General features: G+C 32.8%; 13 protein-coding genes. 6 read left to right on the plus strand and 7 right to left on the minus strand.

The genetic code is table 11. The features are described from left to right. Positions 1–195: 195 nt before the first annotated feature. Together HNP35_RS07325 and bshC are read right to left on the minus strand one after the other, a co-directional pair. Positions 196–1,467, minus strand: a complete 1,272-nt coding sequence (locus tag HNP35_RS07325; protein ID WP_184159898.1) for an acyltransferase family protein — start codon at positions 1,465–1,467, stop codon at positions 196–198. Positions 1,468–1,590: 123 nt separating this feature from the next. Further along, positions 1,591–3,180: a bacillithiol biosynthesis cysteine-adding enzyme BshC gene (gene bshC / locus HNP35_RS07330; protein WP_184159900.1), complete on the minus strand. Its 1,590-nt coding sequence runs from the start codon at positions 3,178–3,180 to the stop codon at positions 1,591–1,593. 273 nt (positions 3,181–3,453) lie between these two features. On the opposite strand from bshC, the gene HNP35_RS07335 reads away from it, so the two are divergent. After that, the gene (locus tag HNP35_RS07335; RefSeq protein WP_184159902.1) at positions 3,454–4,731 is read left to right on the plus strand and encodes an MFS transporter; all 1,278 of its coding nucleotides are present in this window, start codon (positions 3,454–3,456) and stop codon (positions 4,729–4,731) included. 63 nt (positions 4,732–4,794) lie between these two features. Here the strand turns inward: HNP35_RS07335 and HNP35_RS07340 are convergent, their stop codons facing one another. Further along, positions 4,795–8,406 (minus strand): T9SS type B sorting domain-containing protein, encoded by a 3,612-nt coding sequence (locus HNP35_RS07340; RefSeq protein WP_184159904.1) that lies wholly within the window; start codon positions 8,404–8,406, stop codon positions 4,795–4,797. A gap of 113 nt (positions 8,407–8,519) precedes the next feature. Here HNP35_RS07340 and HNP35_RS07345 point away from each other — a divergent pair, with 113 nt between their 5' ends. Continuing rightward, positions 8,520–10,736, plus strand: coding sequence for a B12-binding domain-containing radical SAM protein (locus tag HNP35_RS07345; protein ID WP_184159906.1), 2,217 nt, complete (start codon positions 8,520–8,522; stop codon positions 10,734–10,736). 1 nt (position 10,737) lies between these two features. Here HNP35_RS07345 and HNP35_RS07350 read toward each other — a convergent pair whose 3' ends face one another. The 3 genes from HNP35_RS07350 to HNP35_RS07360 form a co-directional block, all read right to left on the minus strand. Next, positions 10,738–11,502 carry an MBL fold metallo-hydrolase gene (locus tag HNP35_RS07350; RefSeq protein ID WP_184159908.1) on the minus strand — a complete coding sequence of 255 codons (765 nt, stop codon included), beginning with the start codon at positions 11,500–11,502 and terminating at the stop codon, positions 10,738–10,740. An 84-nt stretch (positions 11,503–11,586) separates the two neighbouring features. After that, the gene (locus HNP35_RS07355; protein WP_184159910.1) at positions 11,587–12,273 is read right to left on the minus strand and encodes a response regulator transcription factor; all 687 of its coding nucleotides are present in this window, start codon (positions 12,271–12,273) and stop codon (positions 11,587–11,589) included. Continuing rightward, positions 12,270–13,535 carry a sensor histidine kinase gene (locus tag HNP35_RS07360; RefSeq protein WP_184159911.1) on the minus strand — a complete coding sequence of 422 codons (1,266 nt, stop codon included), beginning with the start codon at positions 13,533–13,535 and terminating at the stop codon, positions 12,270–12,272. Before HNP35_RS07360 ends, HNP35_RS07355 begins: the two co-directional genes overlap by 4 nt. Before the next feature lie 164 nt (positions 13,536–13,699). Here HNP35_RS07360 and HNP35_RS07365 point away from each other — a divergent pair, with 164 nt between their 5' ends. After that, on the plus strand, positions 13,700–14,116 hold the full coding sequence (locus HNP35_RS07365; RefSeq protein WP_184159913.1) for a DUF1573 domain-containing protein: 417 nt from the start codon (positions 13,700–13,702) through the stop codon (positions 14,114–14,116). Positions 14,117–14,282: 166 nt separating this feature from the next. Further along, positions 14,283–15,863 (plus strand): L,D-transpeptidase family protein, encoded by a 1,581-nt coding sequence (locus HNP35_RS07370; RefSeq protein ID WP_184159915.1) that lies wholly within the window; start codon positions 14,283–14,285, stop codon positions 15,861–15,863. 127 nt (positions 15,864–15,990) lie between these two features. Here the strand turns inward: HNP35_RS07370 and HNP35_RS07375 are convergent, their stop codons facing one another. After that, positions 15,991–16,500, minus strand: a complete 510-nt coding sequence (locus HNP35_RS07375; RefSeq protein WP_184159917.1) for a C40 family peptidase — start codon at positions 16,498–16,500, stop codon at positions 15,991–15,993. Between the two features lie 216 nt (positions 16,501–16,716). Between HNP35_RS07375 and HNP35_RS07380 the strand changes: the two genes are divergently transcribed. Together HNP35_RS07380 and HNP35_RS07385 are read left to right on the plus strand one after the other, a co-directional pair. Further along, a complete protein-coding gene (locus tag HNP35_RS07380) occupies positions 16,717–17,817 on the plus strand; it encodes an SGNH/GDSL hydrolase family protein (RefSeq protein WP_184159920.1) in 1,101 nt (366 codons plus the stop codon). Further along, complete coding sequence (locus HNP35_RS07385; protein WP_184159922.1) at positions 17,807–19,186, plus strand: sialate O-acetylesterase; 1,380 nt, start codon at positions 17,807–17,809, stop codon at positions 19,184–19,186. Before HNP35_RS07380 ends, HNP35_RS07385 begins: the two co-directional genes overlap by 11 nt. The last annotated feature ends 352 nt before the right edge of the window (positions 19,187–19,538 follow it).

Consider the following 19,538-nt stretch of genomic DNA (forward strand, 5'->3'; position numbering starts at 1 on the left):
AAAAGTATACTTTTTTTATCAATTGATTTTAATAAATTCTTAATTAAAATGTATTCAAATGCTGTTTTGAGCAAGAAATGTTTTTTATGGAAACCATATAAGTGATATAAGTTCATTTTAGAACGCTGTAAAGTTTATTTGGGATTTCTGCGCAAAGCTTTTAAATGAACTTATATCACTTATATGGTGAAATTTTTAAACTTTGAAAATCAGTTTGTTTCGGTAGAAGATCCATAGTATAAAAGACCAGATTGCGACATAAGTTAATGCTCCAGCCAAAGAAGCTGTCATTGGATTAGAAAATAAAGGCGCAATTCCGAAACGGTATAAATAATCTAATAAATTGGTTTGTTCTTCTGGATTTGAAGGATTCTGAAAACGGATCATCACCAAAGCCTGCGGAATAATCTGAGATGCAAAGAAAACAATCATCGGATTTACTCCCCAAATTATAAACAGTTTAAAACCTTTTTGGTATTCTTTAATGTCAATTAAATAATATAAACCTGTTAAGCACACAGTTGCCAGTCCTGTTGTGTACAAAACATAACTGCTTGTCCAGATAGATTTGTTTATCGGGAAAACTAAATCCCAGATTAATCCAAGAAAAAGAAGTACAGTTCCAATTCTTCCCATTGTCAACGCTTTTTGGACTTTGCTAGCATTCAATAATAAAATTTGCCCTATAAATAATCCAATTATTCCATTTACTATTGAAGGCAAAGTACTTAATATTCCTTCTGGATCCCAAGTTTTGGTTTCGTGATACATATGTCCTTTTAGTAGAACGCTATCAACCCATGCAACTAAATTGGTTCCTCTTTCTAGATTTGCTTCACCAACTCCGGGAACTGGAATTAAAGTCATTATTGCCCAATATCCTAGAAGTAAAACAATTCCTGTAATGATTTGTGTTTTTCGAGATGTTTTTAAATATAAAAGAGAAACTACAAAATAAACAACTGCAATACGTTGTAAAACACCTGGAAGTCTTACGTCTTGATAGTTTTCAAAACCTCCATAAGCTAAAATTAGATAAATTAAAAGTATTCCGACAGCGAATATACTTTTTAATCGATTGCTGAAATTTCCCATCAAAGCATAACCAACCGCAATAGTAATGGCTAAACGGCCAATGAGAAGAGGAATTCCTTCTAAACCAAATAATTGAATTTTGTCAAAGAAATTAAAGAATATTCCGAGACAAAGCATTCTTAAAGAACGAATTAGAATTTTATTAAATGTAGTACTATCGTAAACTTTCTCAGGCATTGCCAGCGGAACAGCAACTCCCATTATAAAAACAAAAAAAGGAAATACTAGATCTGTTGGCGTGCATCCGTTCCAGTGTGCGTGCAAAAGCGGTGGATAAACATTTCCCCAGTCACCGGGATTGTTTACAATAGTCATCAATAGAATTGTCAGTCCGCGAAAGACATCTAGCGAAATTAGGCGTTCTCTTACCATTTGGTTAGTTAGTTAATAGGTTATAAAATATAATTCTATTTGGTTTGAGAGAGTGATAATCTCGGAAATGAGCTGGTTATTTGTTCCTAAATTATCGCTTTTGAATTTCTAAAGATAATTATTTTAGATTATTATGATGTCAAAATTTTGTTCTAAAGGTTTTAATTTTTGAATTAAAAGAGGGATTAACTGTTCTCCTTTTTCTAAATAAAACTCAGAAAAATTGGTTTGACGTTCCTGAAGTCCATAATTTGGAAACAATTCGCATTGCAAATCTGTAACGCGCTGTAATTGATCTTGTAATTTTCTTTTTTGAGCTTTTAATAAACGTTTTTCTAAATTTTCTAAACCTTTCTTTTGTTTTACTTCTTGCGCTTTTACAGTTCCAGAAAAAGATTTATCTGTTTTTTCTGCCAATTCAAAAAGATAAGCAAATTGTTTTTCAAGAGCTTCTTTTTGAGCGGTTAAATCAATTGGGAAAGGAGATAGTTTATGGGTAATTTCATTAATTAGATTTTCCGATTTACTAAATAAATCTTTCCATGATAAATTTAAATTATCTGCTTTTTTAACTTGTTTTTCTGTTGCTAGAAGTACGGAGTTTCGAACCAATAAAATCGGGAAAGTAATGTTTACTGCATCAAAGAAACCTTTCAGTTCTAACCAATAAGCAATTTCTCCACCTCCGCCAATGTAGCAAAGATTTGGTAAAATAATTTCCTGATACAATGGACGCATAATCACGTTCGGACTGAATTTTTCAGGATTACTTTCTAGTAGTTTAAAAATTTCTTCTTTAGAAAATGAGATTTTGGTATTGTTAACTACATATTTGTCGTTTTCAAAAATGATTCTTTCTCGCAATTTATCTTCAATATAAAAAAGATTAATCTCACGTGGATTGACCTGAACATTATAATTTTCAAGTTTATCAATTGATTTTTGAACCGTTTTGAATGAAGTTTGATTTTCTAATTCTTCTTTGACAAATGGAATAAAAGCACGTTTTAAATCAACACTATCTGCATCTAGAATTACTAAACCATAATTTGAAAATAAACTATTGGCTAAAAAACGAGTCGCATCAGCAAGATTTTCGTGTTTTAAATAAGCTTCTTCAAAAAGTTTTTTAAGTGTATTGGCATTAGTGCTTGAACCTAATTCTTTAGAATAAACTTCAAACAAATCATCTAATCCATTTGTAGAAAGTCTTCCTACAGGTCCAGTACTTTCGGCATTCCAACGAATTTTTTTTCCTTTAAAATTAAAATAATTAATTTCTTCAAAATCATGATCTTCAGTTGCCATCCAGTAAACAGGAACGAAATTGTATGAAGGATATTTTGATTTTAATTCTTTAGTTAAATTAATCGTAGAAATAATTTTATATAGAAAATACAGTGGTCCGCTAAAAAGATTTAATTGGTGTCCTGTAGTAATTGTAAAAGTATTTTCGAGTGCTAAAAGCGTGATATTTTGTTTAGTAGCATCTGATATTTCAATATTTTGATATTGCTTTTGCAAAGCTTCAACCAATGCAGTACGGTTATTGTTATCAAAATTAACTGCTTTTTCGGCAATTTGTTTTTCGAAATTTTCTAGAGTTGGAAAATTATTGTACAGCGGTTTTAATTCTTCCTTTTCATCTAAATAATCTTGCATTAGTTTAGAAAAATATCCAGAAGATTGAAAGCTGATACAGTCGGTAGGCATAATTTTAAATTTATTTTTGACAGCTGTAAATTTAATGAAAATATACAGTTAAAAACGCTATTAACAATTGCTTAAGAATTGATATTTTCATTTTTGTTTTAAAGTTCCGATAATCAGGTTTTTATTTTTGGTTTCAATTACTGTTTTTAAAATGGAAAACTTATGAAATTTGTTAAAAAACACTAAGTGTTTTAAAACTAGTTCTTGTAAATATGAATTATTAATAATGAAACTATATTTTTGTAAGCAAAAAAAAAGTTATATCTATTTTACATGAAAACTAACCCAAATAAAAAGAACTCTCTAAAACATGTTCTTTTTGGAAGCCTTATTGGTACCACAATCGAATTTTTTGATTTTTATATTTATGCCAACGCCGCGGTCTTGGTTTTTCCTCAATTATTTTTTCCAAGTTCAGATTCGACAATGGCAACTCTGGAATCTTTAGCTACTTTTTCTATTGCTTTTCTGTCACGCCCTTTAGGTTCGGCATTTTTTGGACATTATGGAGATAAAATTGGCCGTAAATTTACTTTAGTTGCCGCTTTACTTACAATGGGAATTTCGACAGTTACAATCGGATTTTTACCAAGTTATGAAAGTATCGGTGTTGCTGCGCCTTTATTATTAATGCTTTGTCGATTCGGACAAGGTGTTGGTCTGGGAGGAGAATGGGGTGGAGCCGTTTTATTGGCAATCGAGAACGCACCGCCAAATAAACGCGCTTGGTATGGAATGTTTCCACAATTGGGAGCTCCAATCGGATTATTGCTTTCAGGAGGAACGTTCTTGTTATTAACCGATTCTATGAGCAATGAAGATTTTATGAATTACGGTTGGAGAATTCCTTTTATTGCAAGTGCGCTTTTGGTAATTGTTGGTTTTTATATTAGAACAAAAATTACAGAAACGCCTTCATTTGAAAATTCTAAAAAAGAACAGGAAGAAGTAAAAGTTCCTTTTTTAGAATTGGTGAAATCGTACAAAAATCAGTTGATCTTCGGAACATTTGCTGCCATTACTACATTTTTGGTTTTTTATTTAATGACAGTATTTACTTTAAGCTGGGCAACTTCAGATTTAGGAATTGTAAAAAGAGACGGATTGTTAATTCAGTTGTTTTCGGTATTGTTTTTTGCACTTTTTATCCCTGTTTCTGCTGTAGTTGCCGATAAAATTGGACGCCGTAAAATGCTTATTTTGGCAACAGCAGCAATTGCTATTTTCGGATTTTTCTTTTCATACTTCTTGAGCTCAGGAAATATAGTTTTAGTTACGATTTTCGCTTGTATCGGAATGTCTTTAATGGGATTTACTTATGGACCATTAGGAACTTTTCTATCCGAATTGTTCCCAACTACAGTTCGTTATTCTGGAGCTTCATTAACATTCAATATGGCAGGGATTCTTGGAGCAGCTTTTGCACCGATGATTGCAATTTGGTTGGCAAAAACCTATGATGTCAGTTATGTAGGTTTTTATTTAGTTACAGCCGCACTGATATCTTTAATATCATTTTTGGTGATTAGTAAAGATGAGCATAAATTTTAGATAAAAGAAATATTAAGAATTATAAAAGTCCGCAAGTTAAATACTTTGCGGACTTTTATTTTTTTATCTTTTTAAAGTAAAATGCCCTCTAAATTCTGTTCCATTAATTCTTGTTACAGTAAACCAATAATCTGTCGCAGGTTGCAGGTGACCGATAAAAGTCCCATCCCAAGCTGTATTTGGAGCCAATTCTTTAAGTAATTTTCCATAACGGTTAAATATTCTGATCGATGAATTTGGAGCCAAATAAGAAGGATTAATGGTCCAAGTATCATTAAAACCATCTTCATTTGGAGTAAAGAATTTTGGATAAGGAAGTTCGTCAACTAAATTGATACAATTTTGATCAATTGTCGCGAGAATATTTATAGTTACAGGAACTCTGTCACTTTCACAATTACTAATGGTTTGAGAAGCGTAATATGTTACTCCGTCTTCCAATGAAGTTGATTCAAATAAATTATTTGTGGATGAAGAACTTTCATACCATTTAATATTTTGTCCGATAATATCAATGTCACTGATTTTGGCATTTTTTTGAATGCAAAATTGTTGCGGAGAGTCAGAACTCGGAATTTGAGTGTCTTGTATTTTGACAGTAATGGCTAATCTTTCGCTTTCGCAATTGTTTAAAGTTTGAGAGACATAATAAACAGCATTTTGCAATAAAGTCGTTTCAGACAACAGATTCCCATTCAGAGCCGAATCATACCATTTTAAAGCAGTTCCGTTTATATTAAGATCTTCAATAATAGCAATTTCATCAATACAAAATTGCTGATTGTTATTTCCTGTTGGCAAAGGTGTATCGTAAACATGAACCAAAATTGGCGTCCTGTCACTTTCGCATCCAACAGTTTGAGATGCATAATAGGTTTTGTTGTTTTCTAACAGAGTGGTATTGGGTAATGTTGATGCAGACATCATGGTATCAAACCATTTGATGTTTTGTCCCATTATTTGAATGTCATTAAGGGTTTTGTTTTCTTTTTTACAAAACGACTGCTCTGGAGCTCCCGATGGAACAGAAGGTGTATTGACAATTGAAACAGTAACTCCAAATCTTGGACTTTCACAATTGTTTTCTGTTTGTGAAGCATAATAGGTTTTTCCATTTTCAAGAGTTGTTGTCTCTGATAGTAAAGAACCATTGGTTAATGCATCGTACCATTTTATTGAAGTTCCTGTTATTTCAATATTTGAAATAGTCAAATTTTGCCCTGTACAAAAAGATTGATTTATGTTTCCTGTTGGTTCAGAAGTATTTTGAATTACAACATTAATTTTCTTTACATTATCACAAATATCAGTTCCCAAAATTGTGCAGGAATATTCTCCGCTATTGATTGCTGAGGTATTTGGTATATTTGGATTTTGCAAATTGGAGGTAAAACCATTTGGTCCTGTCCATAAATAACTCGTTCCTCCAGATGCTTTAAGCTCTAATGTTTCGCCAATACAAATTGGAGAATTACTTAATGCTGATGGGGTTAAAGATTGTTGCAAATCTTGAAATTTGATTAAAAAACCTGATGGACTACCATTAGGGACTTCAATGAAAGCTCCTGGACTTGCGATATCATAATCAGCAAAACCGCTAAAAACACTCCCTGTTACAAAAATATTACTTGTGCCTTCACTTATGATAATAGGATCTCTGACGACGTTTGTTGTTCCAAAATAAGTTCCCCAAGTTTTTCTGCAATTTCCATCCAATTTCAGTATAAAACCAGAAAATGATCTATTTACGGGATTATAAGCATTTGAGCATGCAATTTCAAACCCATAAGTGGATATTCCTGTGACAAAAACTTCGCTATCATTTTTCGGATAAATTGAAGTTGCATCTCCTTGACAGTAACTTAACCATGCTAATTTCTGTGTGTTCAAATTGAATTTAGCAAAATAACTGCTTCTAGAAGATTTCATTGTAGGTTCAAATGTATCAGGTGTCGAAATATTATTGTTTTCAGTTTTACCTGTTATGTATAAATTATCACCATAAATTTTACAAGTATATATCCAATCACTTTTTATACCTCCAAAATAAGTACTCCAAATACGTTGGCCATTAGGGTCAAATTTTACAATCATTCCATCTCCTGCAGAAGCTAAATCTCCTACATGATAAGAAGGTTGATAAGAATTAGCCGTGGCTATATTGTTTTCGCTTAATGTGTATCCGACTAAAATAATGTTGCCATCTTTATCAATAGCTGAATCTTCAAAAGAATCATCTTTATCCCCTCCAAAATAAGTTCCCCAAATTCTATTGCCATTACGGTCAAATTTTGCTAAAAATCCGTCAAAGCGATTGTTGTCTATTCTTGTTTCTTTGAATGAGTTAGGAGTCGAAATAAATTCATCGCTTGTTGTAGCGCCCGAAAGATAAATATTATTTTGTTGGTCAACTGAGACGCTGTTAGCAAAAGTCAATCCGTTATCATTTCCATAATAGGTTGCCCATTGTCTAACCCCGTTTGAATTTAGTTTGCCTAAAAACATTTCAGAATAAGAGCCTGATTTATTTTCCTTAAAAGAACCAATAGTCGAAATATTATTTAAACTGTTGGTGTTTCCACAAAAAACTAAATCTTTATTTTGAGATACTTTTATCGATTTAATATTATCGTCATAGTTTCCTCCGTAATAGGTCGCCCAAATTCTGTTTCCGTTAGCATCAAATTTGGCAATGTAGCCATCCCAGGTAATGTAGCCTGGATACTTGGTAAAGCTTGCAGATGATTGATGGGAACCCAAAGTAGCAATAGTAGAAACGCTGGCGGTTTTACCTCCAAAATAGATATTGCCTAGATCATCTTTATCGAGTGTGTTAGATTCTGTCCAATCCTGTCCGCCATAAAAAGTTCCCCAAAGTCTTGTCGGAACAGGATCAATTACAACTGTTTTCCCACGCAAAAAATTGGCTGAGCGAAATCCATAAATATCTTTTTTAATTTTTCTGTATCCAACAAGAATCTCTTTTTTATGACCTTTTTCTTCAATCCAGCTCGCGGGAAGCGTTTCTTCCATTTTTCCAAAGCGAACATTCATTTGGATTTTATTATTGACCAAATTAGTTTCTGCACCGTTAAATTTTAACTGGATATCTGAAATATTTCCTTTTGGATGAATTACAAAATTATATTCAACGGTCTTTTTGGGATCATCAGGAATTGTAAAAACAACATCGATATTCGGATAAATATTTTTATAGGTAATTTGTTTGTATTGATGAACTCCAATAATTCCTTCAGGTTTATTTGGAATATTATAATAGTTATCAAAATCGGTTGATTTCTGTTCCGTAATTAATTCAACTTTAGAATTAGAATTTAAAAAGTCAATATCTATTCTATGAAAAATATATTCTAAATTAGATTCTTCTTTTCCTTCATCGTCTTTTTCAGGAATTGCATAAGGAATCTTTTTTGTTGTTGATGAGCAAACAACTGGAGTCTTTTTTACTTCATAAACATCATAAGAAAAACCATTCTTTTTTAGTTGAACACCCAAACCGTTAGTATTCAGTAAATATTTTACAGCAGTATTAGGTTTTCCATTTTGATCGATAATTTGTCCTTTATTCTCTTTAAAACCAATTGATTGTGTTTTATTTTGAGAGAATAATGGAATTGTAATTAATAGGAAAAGAAAAAGTAATTTATGTTTCATTTGAATAATTTGGTCGGTGACAAATGTAATTAAATGTTTACAATTTCAAATCAAAAAATGAAATGCGAAAAAGTCCCTAATAACCTGTATTTTTGCAAAAAAATAATTCCCTTTTGAAAACAAAACTTTTTGTAATTACGCCTCCATTTACGCAACTGAATACCCCGTATCCAGCAACAGCTTATATAAAAGGTTTTCTAAACACCAAAAATATCGAATCGGTTCAGGCTGATTTGGGTATCGATGTGATTTTAGAATTGTTTTCGAAAAAAGGATTAGAAAGTTTGTTTCAGGTTTCAGGTTTCAAGTTTGATATTGTTGGAAACGAAATCTCCGATAATTCTAAACGTATTTTTGCTTTACAAGACGAATACATCAAAACGATTGATTCTGTAATTCAGTTTTTGCAGGGAAAAAATCCAACTTTGGCTTTACAGATTTGTCAGGAAGATTTTCTGCCTGAGGCTTCTCGTTTTGCACAGTTAGAAGAATTGGATTGGGCTTTTGGAACAATGGGAACGCAAGATAAAGCAAAACATTTAGCTACTTTATATCTCGAAGATATTTCAGATTTTATTGTAGAATGTGTCGATGAGAATTTCGGCTTCAGCCGCTATGCAGAACGTTTAGGACGAAGCGCTAATTCTTTTGACGAATTATATAACGAACTTCAAAAAGAACCAACTTACATCGATTCAATTTTAATTTCACTTTTGAAAGAAAAAATTGAAACGGTAAAACCAACCTTGTTTTTAATTTCTGTTCCGTTTCCAGGAAATTTATATAGTGCATTTCGAGCAGCACAATGGGTAAAACAAAACCATCCTGAAATAAAAATATCAATGGGTGGAGGTTTTCCAAATACCGAATTGCGCTCGCTTTCAGATAAACGTGTTTTTGAATTTTTCGATTTTATCACTTTGGATGATGGCGAAGTTCCAATTGAAGAACTTGTTGATAATTTGTCATCCCGAGCGGAGTCGAGGGACGAGAAGCGTTATAAAAGAACTTTTCTTTTAGAAAATGGAGAAGTGGTCTATAAAAATAATTCTCTAAAACATGATTATAAACAATCTCAGGTTGGAACGCCCGATTATTCCGATCTGCCTTTGGATAAATATATTTCAGTTATCGAAATTGTAAATCCGATGCATAGAATGTGGAGTGACGGCCGTTGGAATAAACTGACAATGGCGCACGGTTGTTATTGGGGAAAATGTACTTTCTGCGATATTTCTTTAGATTACATAAAAGTTTATGAACCCGTTGCGGCAAGCTTGCTTTGCGATCGAATAGAAGAATTAATTGAAAAAACAGGTCAAAACGGATTCCATTTTGTTGATGAAGCTGCGCCACCAGCCTTAATGCGTGCTTTAGCGCTTGAAATCTTAAAAAGAAAACTGGCAGTGACATGGTGGACCAATATTCGTTTCGAAAAAAGTTTTTCTAAAGATTTGTGTTTGCTCTTAAAAGCTTCTGGCTGTATTGCCGTTTCAGGCGGTTTAGAAGTTGCTTCGGATCGATTATTGAAATTAATTGATAAAGGAGTTACGGTTGAACAAGTTGCAAAAGTGACTCGAAATTTCACTGAAGCCGGAATTATGGTTCATGCGTATTTAATGTACGGATATCCAACACAGACGATACAAGAAACAGTTGATAGTCTGGAAATGGTTCGTCAGTTGTTTGAAGCGGGAGTTTTACAATCAGGTTTTTGGCATCAGTTTGCTTTGACGGCACATAGTCCGGTTGGTTTATATCCGGAACAATTTGGTGTTACCAAGAAAACAGAAACAATTGGAGCATTTGCTAATAATGACATTGAATATACTGATGCAACAGGAATCAATCACGATAAATTTAGCTTTGGCTTAAAAAAATCGCTTTTCAATTTTATGCACGGAATTTGTTTTGATTACGAACTCCAAGAATGGTTCGATTTTAAAATTCCGAAAACAAAAATTCATCCCGATTTTATTTTTAATGCCTTAGAGGAACAAAACGATTTTAATACAAAACCAAATGCAAAAGTAGTTTGGCTTGGCGGAAAACCTTCATCAGAACTTTTTACAAAATCAAAAAAAGGAAGAAGCTGGGAAATGATGGCTTTGACTTTTCATGATAAAAAAGAAAGTTTCGATATCCAAACTAGCAAAGAAGAAGGAGAATGGCTGATTTCGATTTTGTCAAAAATAGCTGTTTCTGGTTCTAAAAATTATACTTTCCAAGAAATAAAAAATGACTTCGAATCTGAATTAGAAGATTTCGAATTGTTTTGGTATTCAAAGCCTGTAAATACTTTACGCGAATTCGGATTATTGGTGCTTTAAATCAATATTCCAAACATTCTCCATCATTCGGAATAGCCGTTTTGTTTAAAAGTCCATGATCTGCAAGTGCAGTTCTCAATTGCAGTCTTGTTGTCGGACAATGATTTAAAGCTTCTAAATGATTTGCAATTACTTTTCCTGGAGCAAGCGTGACGAATTTTAAAATATCGTCCATTCGCATTAATAAAGGCTGTCCGAAATCTAATCTAGCGGTGCCACAAGCTACAGTAGAAATATCTGGTTTAAGTTGTGTCAGAACTTTTTCTACATCTTCGGTAAAAATTGTATCAGAACTGATGTAGATCGATTTTTCATTGGCTAATTCGATAAGAAAACCCATTACATTTCCCATTAATTTTGCAACAAAACCATAACCATGAATTGCAGGAATTCCAGTTATTTTTCCATCCAAAAATAATTGAGGTTGCCAATATTCTAAAGTTTGAATCACACTTAATCCTCTTTGTACAAGAGCTTTTTCGTCTTTAGAACTGCAAATTACGGGAATGCTTTTTCTTCTCAAAAAAACCTCGCCCGCCTTATCTATATGATCTGGATGCAAATGCGTAATTAAGCAATGTGTGACTTTGCTCAAAATTTCACGACTGTTTTTAGGCAGTGCTACCAGCGGATTTCTTTTCGGTTTATATCTGAAAATTGTAAAAGGCGGAATTGTTTTCCTTTTACCTAACATTGGGTCAATTAAAATGACATGCTTTTCTGTTTCAATCACCAAAGTGGCATTTCGCAAATGATGTAATTTCATATCGAGGAAAATTAGATATTAAAAATACAAAGTTTTTCGAAAAATTGTTTACAGATTTTTCTTTATTTTTAACAGAATTGTGATTTACCCAATAGAAAACCTAAATCCAATTCCGTGTAGGTTTTCTATCGAAATTCCATCTTCGTTGGCTAAGATTTTACGCAGACGCGAAATAAAAACATCGAGACTTCTTCCCATAAAATAATCATCTGTGCCCCATAAAGAGGTTAAGATTTGTTCGCGCTTTAGAACAGAATTTTTGTGATCTAGAAATAACTTCAATAATTCAGCTTCGCGTTGTGTAAGTCCGACTTTTTCTTCATCATTAAAAAGAATAAAATTTTTAGTGTCAAACTGATATTTTCCGACTTCGTAAATGGTTTTTACCGCTGGAATATTTTTCTGCGAACGTTTTAAGAAAATTTCAATCTTCAATAATAATTCTTCAATGCTGAAAGGTTTAACCAAATAGTCATCTGCTCCAAGTCGTAAGCCTTTAATTCTGTCTTCCTTTAAAGTTTTAGCCGAAAGGAAAATAATCGGAACATCAAGATCGATTTTTCGAACAGCTTCAGCCAAATCAAAACCGTCCATTTTGGGCATCATAATATCAAAAATGCAAATGTCGAATTCTTCTTCTTCAAAAATTTTTAAAGCAGATTTTCCATCAGAACAATGCGTTACGTCATAATTATTTTGCTCCAAATTGTCTTTGGTTAAAAACGCAAGGGTTTCATCGTCTTCGGCATAAAGTATTTTGAAATTTCTCATTTTTTATAAGGAATAGATAAAGTTATGGTAACGCCTTTTTCTGTGTTATTTTCGGCTTTTATTTTCCAGCTCTGAAGACTGCAGATTTCTTTTACATAATACAAACCAAGACCAAATCCGTTTACTTCATTGCTTTTTTCGTTTTGAACTCTGTAAAACTTATCAAAGATAAAAGATATTTTTTTAGGATTAATGCCAATTCCGTTATCATTAAACTCTAGTTTTAAACAATTATTTTCTTCCTTAATAGTGATTTTTATTTCAGGTTTTTCATTGCAATATTTTACTGCATTGTCCAATAAATTATAAACCAGATTACCAAAATGGAAAGCATCTGTATCAATTAAATATTGAGTTGATGCCGTTTCTATAGAAAGAGTAGCTTCAGGATATTTTAGTTTGATATTTTCTATAGCTTCTTCAATAATCGGAACAATCAAAAGACTTTCTTTTTTAAGTTCCAAAGGGGTATAATCTGATTTAGCAATGTTTAGAATTTTTTCAATATGACTATTCAGTTTATTTCCTTGATTGATGATAATATCGGTATAGGTATGAAGTTTTTTGTCCTCTTTAATAGGTTTTTGTTCAATCAGATATTTTGATGCAATAAGAATCGATGCCAAAGGTGTTTTAAATTCATGCGTCATATTATTGATAAAATCACGCTGTAATTCGGAATATTTTTTTTGCTGTAAAAGTTTAAAAATAGAATAAACGTAAATCAGTAAAATTAAAATCAAAGCTGTCGAAAGGATAAACCAGAATCGCATCGAACTAAATAAATAAGTAGTTTCGTTCGGAAAACGCACAGCGAAATAATATACCAGATTTTTATGCTTTGGGAAATAAACAGTCTTTTTGCATTCTGATTTTTTCTTTGTCAACGTAATATAATCACCATAAATCATTTCGTCGCTTTGGCAATTGTACATCGCGTATTCGAAATCTGTAGTGATGTTCATTTTTTTGAATTCTGTTTTTAGATAGAATTCTAAAATTTCAGGTTCAAATTCATTATCAACATTTACAATATAATAGTCGTTGGCAATTTTCTGCACTGGATTTTGTACAGGAAGTTCGTGATTGGTTCCTTCGTACAATTTTTTCGCCACTTCCAATAAAGCAATATGTGCCTTCTGACTTAGTTTTTTTTGTTCAATCGTAAAAGCCTCTTTTGTCCATAGCAATTGCGCCACCAAAATACTAATGATGGCTACCAATCCTAAGAGAATGATGCTGTTGAGTTTATTAATTTTCAAGAATAAGCAATTTTGAGAGTGTAATATTAATCAATTTTAGCCTAAAAACAGGCGGTTAACAAGTCATTAACAAACGTTTGAAAGCAGTTAACAGCGATTTTATTTTGTCTGAATTACCTTTGTAATATCAAGTTGAACTATAAACCATTTTAAATATAACTGTTATGAAAATGATCAAAATTTCGATGTTAGCTTTAGCTCTTGGCTTAATGTCTTTTTCGGCAATTGCTCCAGTAAAATCTTTAGTTTCTGAAACTGCAATTTCAGCAACTACAGCTTCTACAATTGTTTGGAAAGCAGAAACTATTGATGTTGGACAAATTCCGCAAGGAACTCCAAAAGCAATTGTTTACGAATTTAAAAACACTGGAAAAACTGCCGTAGTTATTACAAACGTACAAGGATCTTGCGGATGTACAGCTACAGATTACACAAAAGAACCAATTCAGCCAGGTAAATCTGCAAAAGTTACTGCAACTTACAATGCTGCAAACAAAGGTGCTTTTACAAAAACAGTTACTGTAACAACTAGTGCAGAAACTACACCAAAAATCCTTACTTTAAAAGGTACGGTTATTTAAAAATTTTAATAGGTTGGTTATATGGCGAAAGCTCTAAACAAGAAATTGTTTGGAGCTTTTTACTTTTTAAAGCTTCTGAAACAGATAAAAATAGCAACATTAATATTCATTCAAGAGCATTTTTAATTAATAGATTTTTTTTTACTTTTAATAAAAAATCCTACTTATGAAAATTTGGTATACGCCCTTTATAGCAGTTATTTTTTTGATGATTTTTTCGTGTAATTCGAAAGCGGATAAAAAGGAAGAAAATGCAATTAAAAAAGTGGAGAAGATTCCAGAATTGAAACTTACAATCGATACAACTCGTATCGCAAAGTTTTATGAAAGTTATCCGAAATTAGTAAAATACAAGACTGATGTAATTTCTTTATATCAGAAGAATAAATCGACTCAACTTTGGCAGGATAATAAAGGAGTTGTCGAATTCGGAAATACTTTATTCAATCAATACAAAAATTTAGATCAAGAAGGACTAAAAGCCAATTATCCTTATAAAGAAGAGTTAAATGCCGTTTTTGAAAATAATCCGACTCAAAAACTGTCTAAAGAAGATACCGATTTACTGCTTTCTAATTTGTATTACTATTATGCAGAGAAAGTCTACGCAGGTTTTGACGAAAAAACAAGTATTTCGATGGAATGGCTTTTGCCTAGAAAAAAGTTCAATTATCAAGTGCTATCTGATTCTATTTTTAAGAAATCAACCATTTTGGATGATAAGAAAAAAAAGATGTTCAGTCAGTATTACAAGCTTCGTGATGCTTTAAAAGAATATCGAGAAATAGAGAAAAATGGTGGTTGGAAAACAATAGAAACGGGAGAAGATTATAAAAGTCTAAAAGTTGGTGATTCCTCAGATGTTGTTGCTCAAATTAGAGAAAGGCTTTTTGCTACTAAAGATTTGAAAGAAGACACAAAAAGCGCTGTCTGCGATACGATTTTGATGAAAGCCATGAAAAACTACGAATTGCGTCATGGTTATACTCCAAAAAATATCATTTTAAAAGAACATATTACTGATTTAAATATTCCAGTTTCAGATCGAATCAAAACCATTATTGCCAATATGGAGCGCTGTCGTTGGATTGATCCCGAATTAGAAAAAGGTCAGAAATACATCGAAGTTAATATTCCAGAATTTAAATTGTATATAATTGAAGATGGAAAAATTGCTTTTACATCGGCAGTTGTAGTCGGAAAAGCGATGACAAAAACGGTGATTTTTAGCGGAATGATGAGCAATATTGTTTTTAGTCCGTATTGGAATGTTCCGCCGAGTATTATAAAATCGGAAATAAAACCCGGAATGGCTAGAGATAAAAACTATCTAAAAAAGAAAAACTTAGAATGGAATAATGGTTCTGTTCGTCAGCTTCCGGGAAAAAATAATTCTTTGGGATTGGTAAAGTTTTTATTCCCAAATTCAAGCAATATTTATCTGCATGATACGCCTTCAAAAAGTTTGTTTGAAAGAGAAAGCAGAGCTTTCAGCCACGGTTGCGTACGTGTAGCAAAACCAAGAGAATTAGCAATTGAATTGTTAAAAGTTGACCCACAATGGAATCCTGCCAGAATTGATAAAGCAATGCACGCCGGAAAAGAAAGCTGGTATACTTTGAAGAAAAAAGTTCCGGTTTATATTGGTTATTTTACCGCTTGGGTAGATCGCGAAGGAAATTTGAATTTCTATAAAGATATTTACGGAAGAGATGAAAGTTTGATCAAATTATTGACAGAGGAATAAAAGTTGATTTCACGCAGATTTGAAAAGATTTAAGCAGATGTTCGCAGATTTTTTATTGCAGTTAGTAAAAAGATCTAATTGAATCTGCTCTAATCTGTAAAATCTGCGTGAAAAAATAATAATAAAACTATTTAGCCAAAACATCAACACATTTATAAAAGCGTTTGGTATAATGTTCTGTATCAAGTGCAGTTATAGTGACTTGCTGTGCTTTTCCTGACGAAGCATGAATAAATTTGGACTGCATTCCGTTGGCCTCACAAATAATCCCGACGTGGCCGACAATATTTCTGTTTTTATATCCATAAAAAACTAAAACATCACCCACTTTAAATTCTTCTGGTTTTAAAGCCTTTCCTAAATTTTTATATCCGTTGGAACTTCTTGGCAAAGTCACTCCGAAATTGCTGAAAACGTAACTTACAAATCCAGAACAATCAAATCCTTTTTTCGGATTACTGCTTGCGTATACATAAGGAGTTCCTAAATATTGTTTTGCATAAGAAATAATAGAATCACGATTTATTTCGGTCTGAATTTTAGTTTTTGGATCCAATATTTGAGGTTCTTTCTTTTTGATTGTAAAAGAAGAAAGTAAAATAACAGACAGAAGAAATAATAGTAAGCGCAATCTCATTTTTTTAGTTTTATATAAATTGAAACGCTAAATATAAACCGTTATTTTACTTTAAAAAGAACAACTACACCCTAAAAAGTACGAATGTGCGCCATTTGGTCTTCAAATGATGTGTTTATGTGGTGTTTTTTTATTGCATTTTGACATTTTAGTATCTTTCTGTATAATTCATTTCAAATATATTTGTGAATCGTATTTAGATTTAACAAATAAATTATGTTTCCCAAAAAAATAGCCGTTTTAATTTCGTTTTTGCTGATTTCAGCCTTTTCGAATGCTCAAACTCAAAATGCTGCTAAAACTTTCTTGTATCAAGGAAGAGTGGATAAGCTTCAAAATGACCAAGTAATTTTAATCGGAACAGCATCTTCGGTTGCTTTTAATTTTACAGGAAATGAATGTTCAATTTCGCTTCAAAGTGTAGATGCTTACGAACATCATAATTATGTTCAATTAGTTTTGGACGGAAAATCTATTGGAAAGATTAAAGTTGAAAAAGGAGCTGTACAATCTTTTCCAGTAAAAGTGACTTCAAACAAAAAAGAACATCAATTAGAGATTTACAAAAATACAGAAGCCCAAAGCGGAAATATTTTATTTGCAGGAACAACGGCGAAACTAATTCCGATTTCATTTAAGAAGAAAAAGAAAATCGAATTCATAGGCGATTCTATTACCTGTGGCGCGGCGAGCGATCCATCAGACGTACCTTGCGATAAAGGCGAATATATGGATCATCATAATGGTTATTATGCTTACGGACCAACGCTTTCTCGTGAAATTGGTGTTGATTATTTAATGAGCTGTGTTTCGGGAATCGGAATGTATAGAAACTGGAATGACGAGCATAAAGACGAAGCCATAATGCCAGATGTTTATCAAAATTTATATCTGACAAAAGATGCTTCGAAACCGAAATACGACTTTGCTTTTCAGCCAGATATCATCAGTATTGCTTTGGGAACAAATGATTTTTCTGGTGGAGATGGAAAAAAAGAACGTCTTCCTTTTAATGCAGAAAAGTATGTTTCTAATTATATTGATTTTATAAAAATGCTTTATACACACAATCCAAAAGCACAAATTGTGATTACAAACAGTCCGATGGTTGGCGGAGACAGAGCAATAATTTTTGAAGAATGTCTGAATAAAGTTAAAAACGCTTTCGCGGATGATAAAGCACACAAAACCATTCAGATTTTCAAATTTAAACCAATGACTCCAAATGGATGTTCTGGACATCCGGATGTGGCAGATCATAAGGTTTTGGCAAATGAATATGCACCATTTTTAAAGAAACTGCTAAATGAAAAATAATATCTATAAGTTTGTTTTCTTTTTATTGATTTCCAGTACTATGATGGCAAACGTTTCGCTTCCGAATATTTTTAGTGATAATATGGTTTTACAACGCAATTCTGAAGTGAAAATTTGGGGTTGGGCAAATCCAAAAGAAGAAATCAAATTGGTTTCAAGCTGGAATAATCAGGAATATAAAACCGTGGCGAGCAATCAAGCAAAATGGGAATTGACGATTAAAACTCCTGAAGCCGGTGGGCCTTTTACCATTTCTATAAAAGGTTATAACGAGGTAGTTTTAAAGAATATTTTGATTGGTGAAGTCTGGCTTTGTTCTGGACAATCTAATATGGAAATGTCTGCAAGCTGGGGAATTGACGATGGGGAAGAAGAAGCTAAGAATGCTACAAATCCAAACATTAGATTTTTTACCGTTCCGAAATTAACAGCCGAAAATCCGCAGAATAATTTATTAGGAAACTGGGTTGAATCAACTCCTGAAACTATGAAGTATTTCAGTGCAGTTGGCTACTTTTTTGCAAAACGTCTTCGCGAAGATTTAAAAAATGTTCCCATCGGATTAATTTCTTCCAATTGGGGCGGAACTCCTGCAGAAATCTGGATGTCAGCAGATGTAGTAAACAACGACCCTGTTTTATTAGAAAACGCCAAAAAACTCAACGAACAAGAATACGGACCAAGACAACCTGGACGCGCTTACAATGCGATGATTTATCCAATTATCGGATTTAAAATTGCAGGAACGCTTTGGTATCAGGGAGAATCTAATGTTGGATCGTTGGTTTATGATAAAACTTTAGGTGCTTTAATTACATCTTGGAGAAAAGAATGGAAAGACGAATTTCCGTTTTATTATGTTCAGATTGCGCCTTTTAAAACTGGAAGTAATAACTTTTCAAATGTTACGGTTAGAGATTCGCAAAGAAAACTGCTGAAAGAAGTTCCGAAAACTGGAATGGTCGTAATCAGTGATATTTCGGATACGATTGATATTCATCCAAAAAACAAAAAGTCGGTTGGAATTCGTCTGGCGAATTTGGCTCTTGCCGAAACTTATAAAGTAAATTCTAATTTAGTTAATGGACCGCTCTTCAAATCCATTAAAATAGATAAAAATAAAGTAACCGTTTCTTTTGATTATGGAGACGGATTGTATTTCAAAGACAAAAAATCAAATCAGTTTGAAGTTGCAGGAACTGATGGAGTTTTCTATCCTGCCGAAGCTTCAATTAAAAATAACGAAGTGATTTTGACAAGTAAAAAAGTGGCTTCTCCGGCAAAAGTGAGATTTGCATGGGGAAACACAACGCAATCGGATTTGTTTAATAAAGCGAATTTGCCTGCTTCTTGTTTTGTTTCTGAGTGAGTTTGTAAAGAAGAAAGAAGCAAGAATAAAGATTTTAGATTTTAGATTTTAGATTTTTTGTCAGGCTGAGCGAAGTCGAAGTCCCGCATTTTTTGTCATTTCGACTGAAAGGAGAAATCACACTAGAAACTCCACACAGAACGTCGCCAATCTTTGTCGAATCACGAGTGCGATTTCTCCCAGTCGAAATGACAAGATAACCAAAATGCTCTTTTGAAAACGATTTGCGTGAGGGATAGAAGTGGAAAGCCCACAGCCGTGAGGAACGAACAGGCGAGGACTTGAAACGGATAGCCCGACCCGGAGGGACACGCCCAAAAAAAACTTAGAATCTTAGTGCCTCAGAACCTTA

Source organism: Flavobacterium notoginsengisoli (assembly GCF_014207905.1).
GTDB classification, from domain to species: Bacteria; Bacteroidota; Bacteroidia; order Flavobacteriales; family Flavobacteriaceae; genus Flavobacterium; species Flavobacterium notoginsengisoli_A.

What these genes read in the sequence shown, in the direction of transcription:
- HNP35_RS07370 (WP_184159915.1), top strand. Translation starts at nt 14,283, where the DNA reads ATGAAAATTTGGTATACGCCCTTTATAGCAGTTATTTTTTTGATGATT.
- HNP35_RS07385 (WP_184159922.1), top strand. Translation starts at nt 17,807, where the DNA reads ATGAAAAATAATATCTATAAGTTTGTTTTCTTTTTATTGATTTCCAGT.
- HNP35_RS07380 (WP_184159920.1), top strand. Translation starts at nt 16,717, where the DNA reads ATGTTTCCCAAAAAAATAGCCGTTTTAATTTCGTTTTTGCTGATTTCA.
- HNP35_RS07350 (WP_184159908.1), bottom strand. Translation starts at nt 11,502, where the DNA reads ATGAAATTACATCATTTGCGAAATGCCACTTTGGTGATTGAAACAGAA.
- HNP35_RS07340 (WP_184159904.1), bottom strand. Translation starts at nt 8,406, where the DNA reads ATGAAACATAAATTACTTTTTCTTTTCCTATTAATTACAATTCCATTA.
- bshC (WP_184159900.1), bottom strand. Translation starts at nt 3,180, where the DNA reads ATGCCTACCGACTGTATCAGCTTTCAATCTTCTGGATATTTTTCTAAA.
- HNP35_RS07325 (WP_184159898.1), bottom strand. Translation starts at nt 1,467, where the DNA reads ATGGTAAGAGAACGCCTAATTTCGCTAGATGTCTTTCGCGGACTGACA.
- HNP35_RS07355 (WP_184159910.1), bottom strand. Translation starts at nt 12,273, where the DNA reads ATGAGAAATTTCAAAATACTTTATGCCGAAGACGATGAAACCCTTGCG.
- HNP35_RS07365 (WP_184159913.1), top strand. Translation starts at nt 13,700, where the DNA reads ATGAAAATGATCAAAATTTCGATGTTAGCTTTAGCTCTTGGCTTAATG.
- HNP35_RS07335 (WP_184159902.1), top strand. Translation starts at nt 3,454, where the DNA reads ATGAAAACTAACCCAAATAAAAAGAACTCTCTAAAACATGTTCTTTTT.
- HNP35_RS07375 (WP_184159917.1), bottom strand. Translation starts at nt 16,500, where the DNA reads ATGAGATTGCGCTTACTATTATTTCTTCTGTCTGTTATTTTACTTTCT.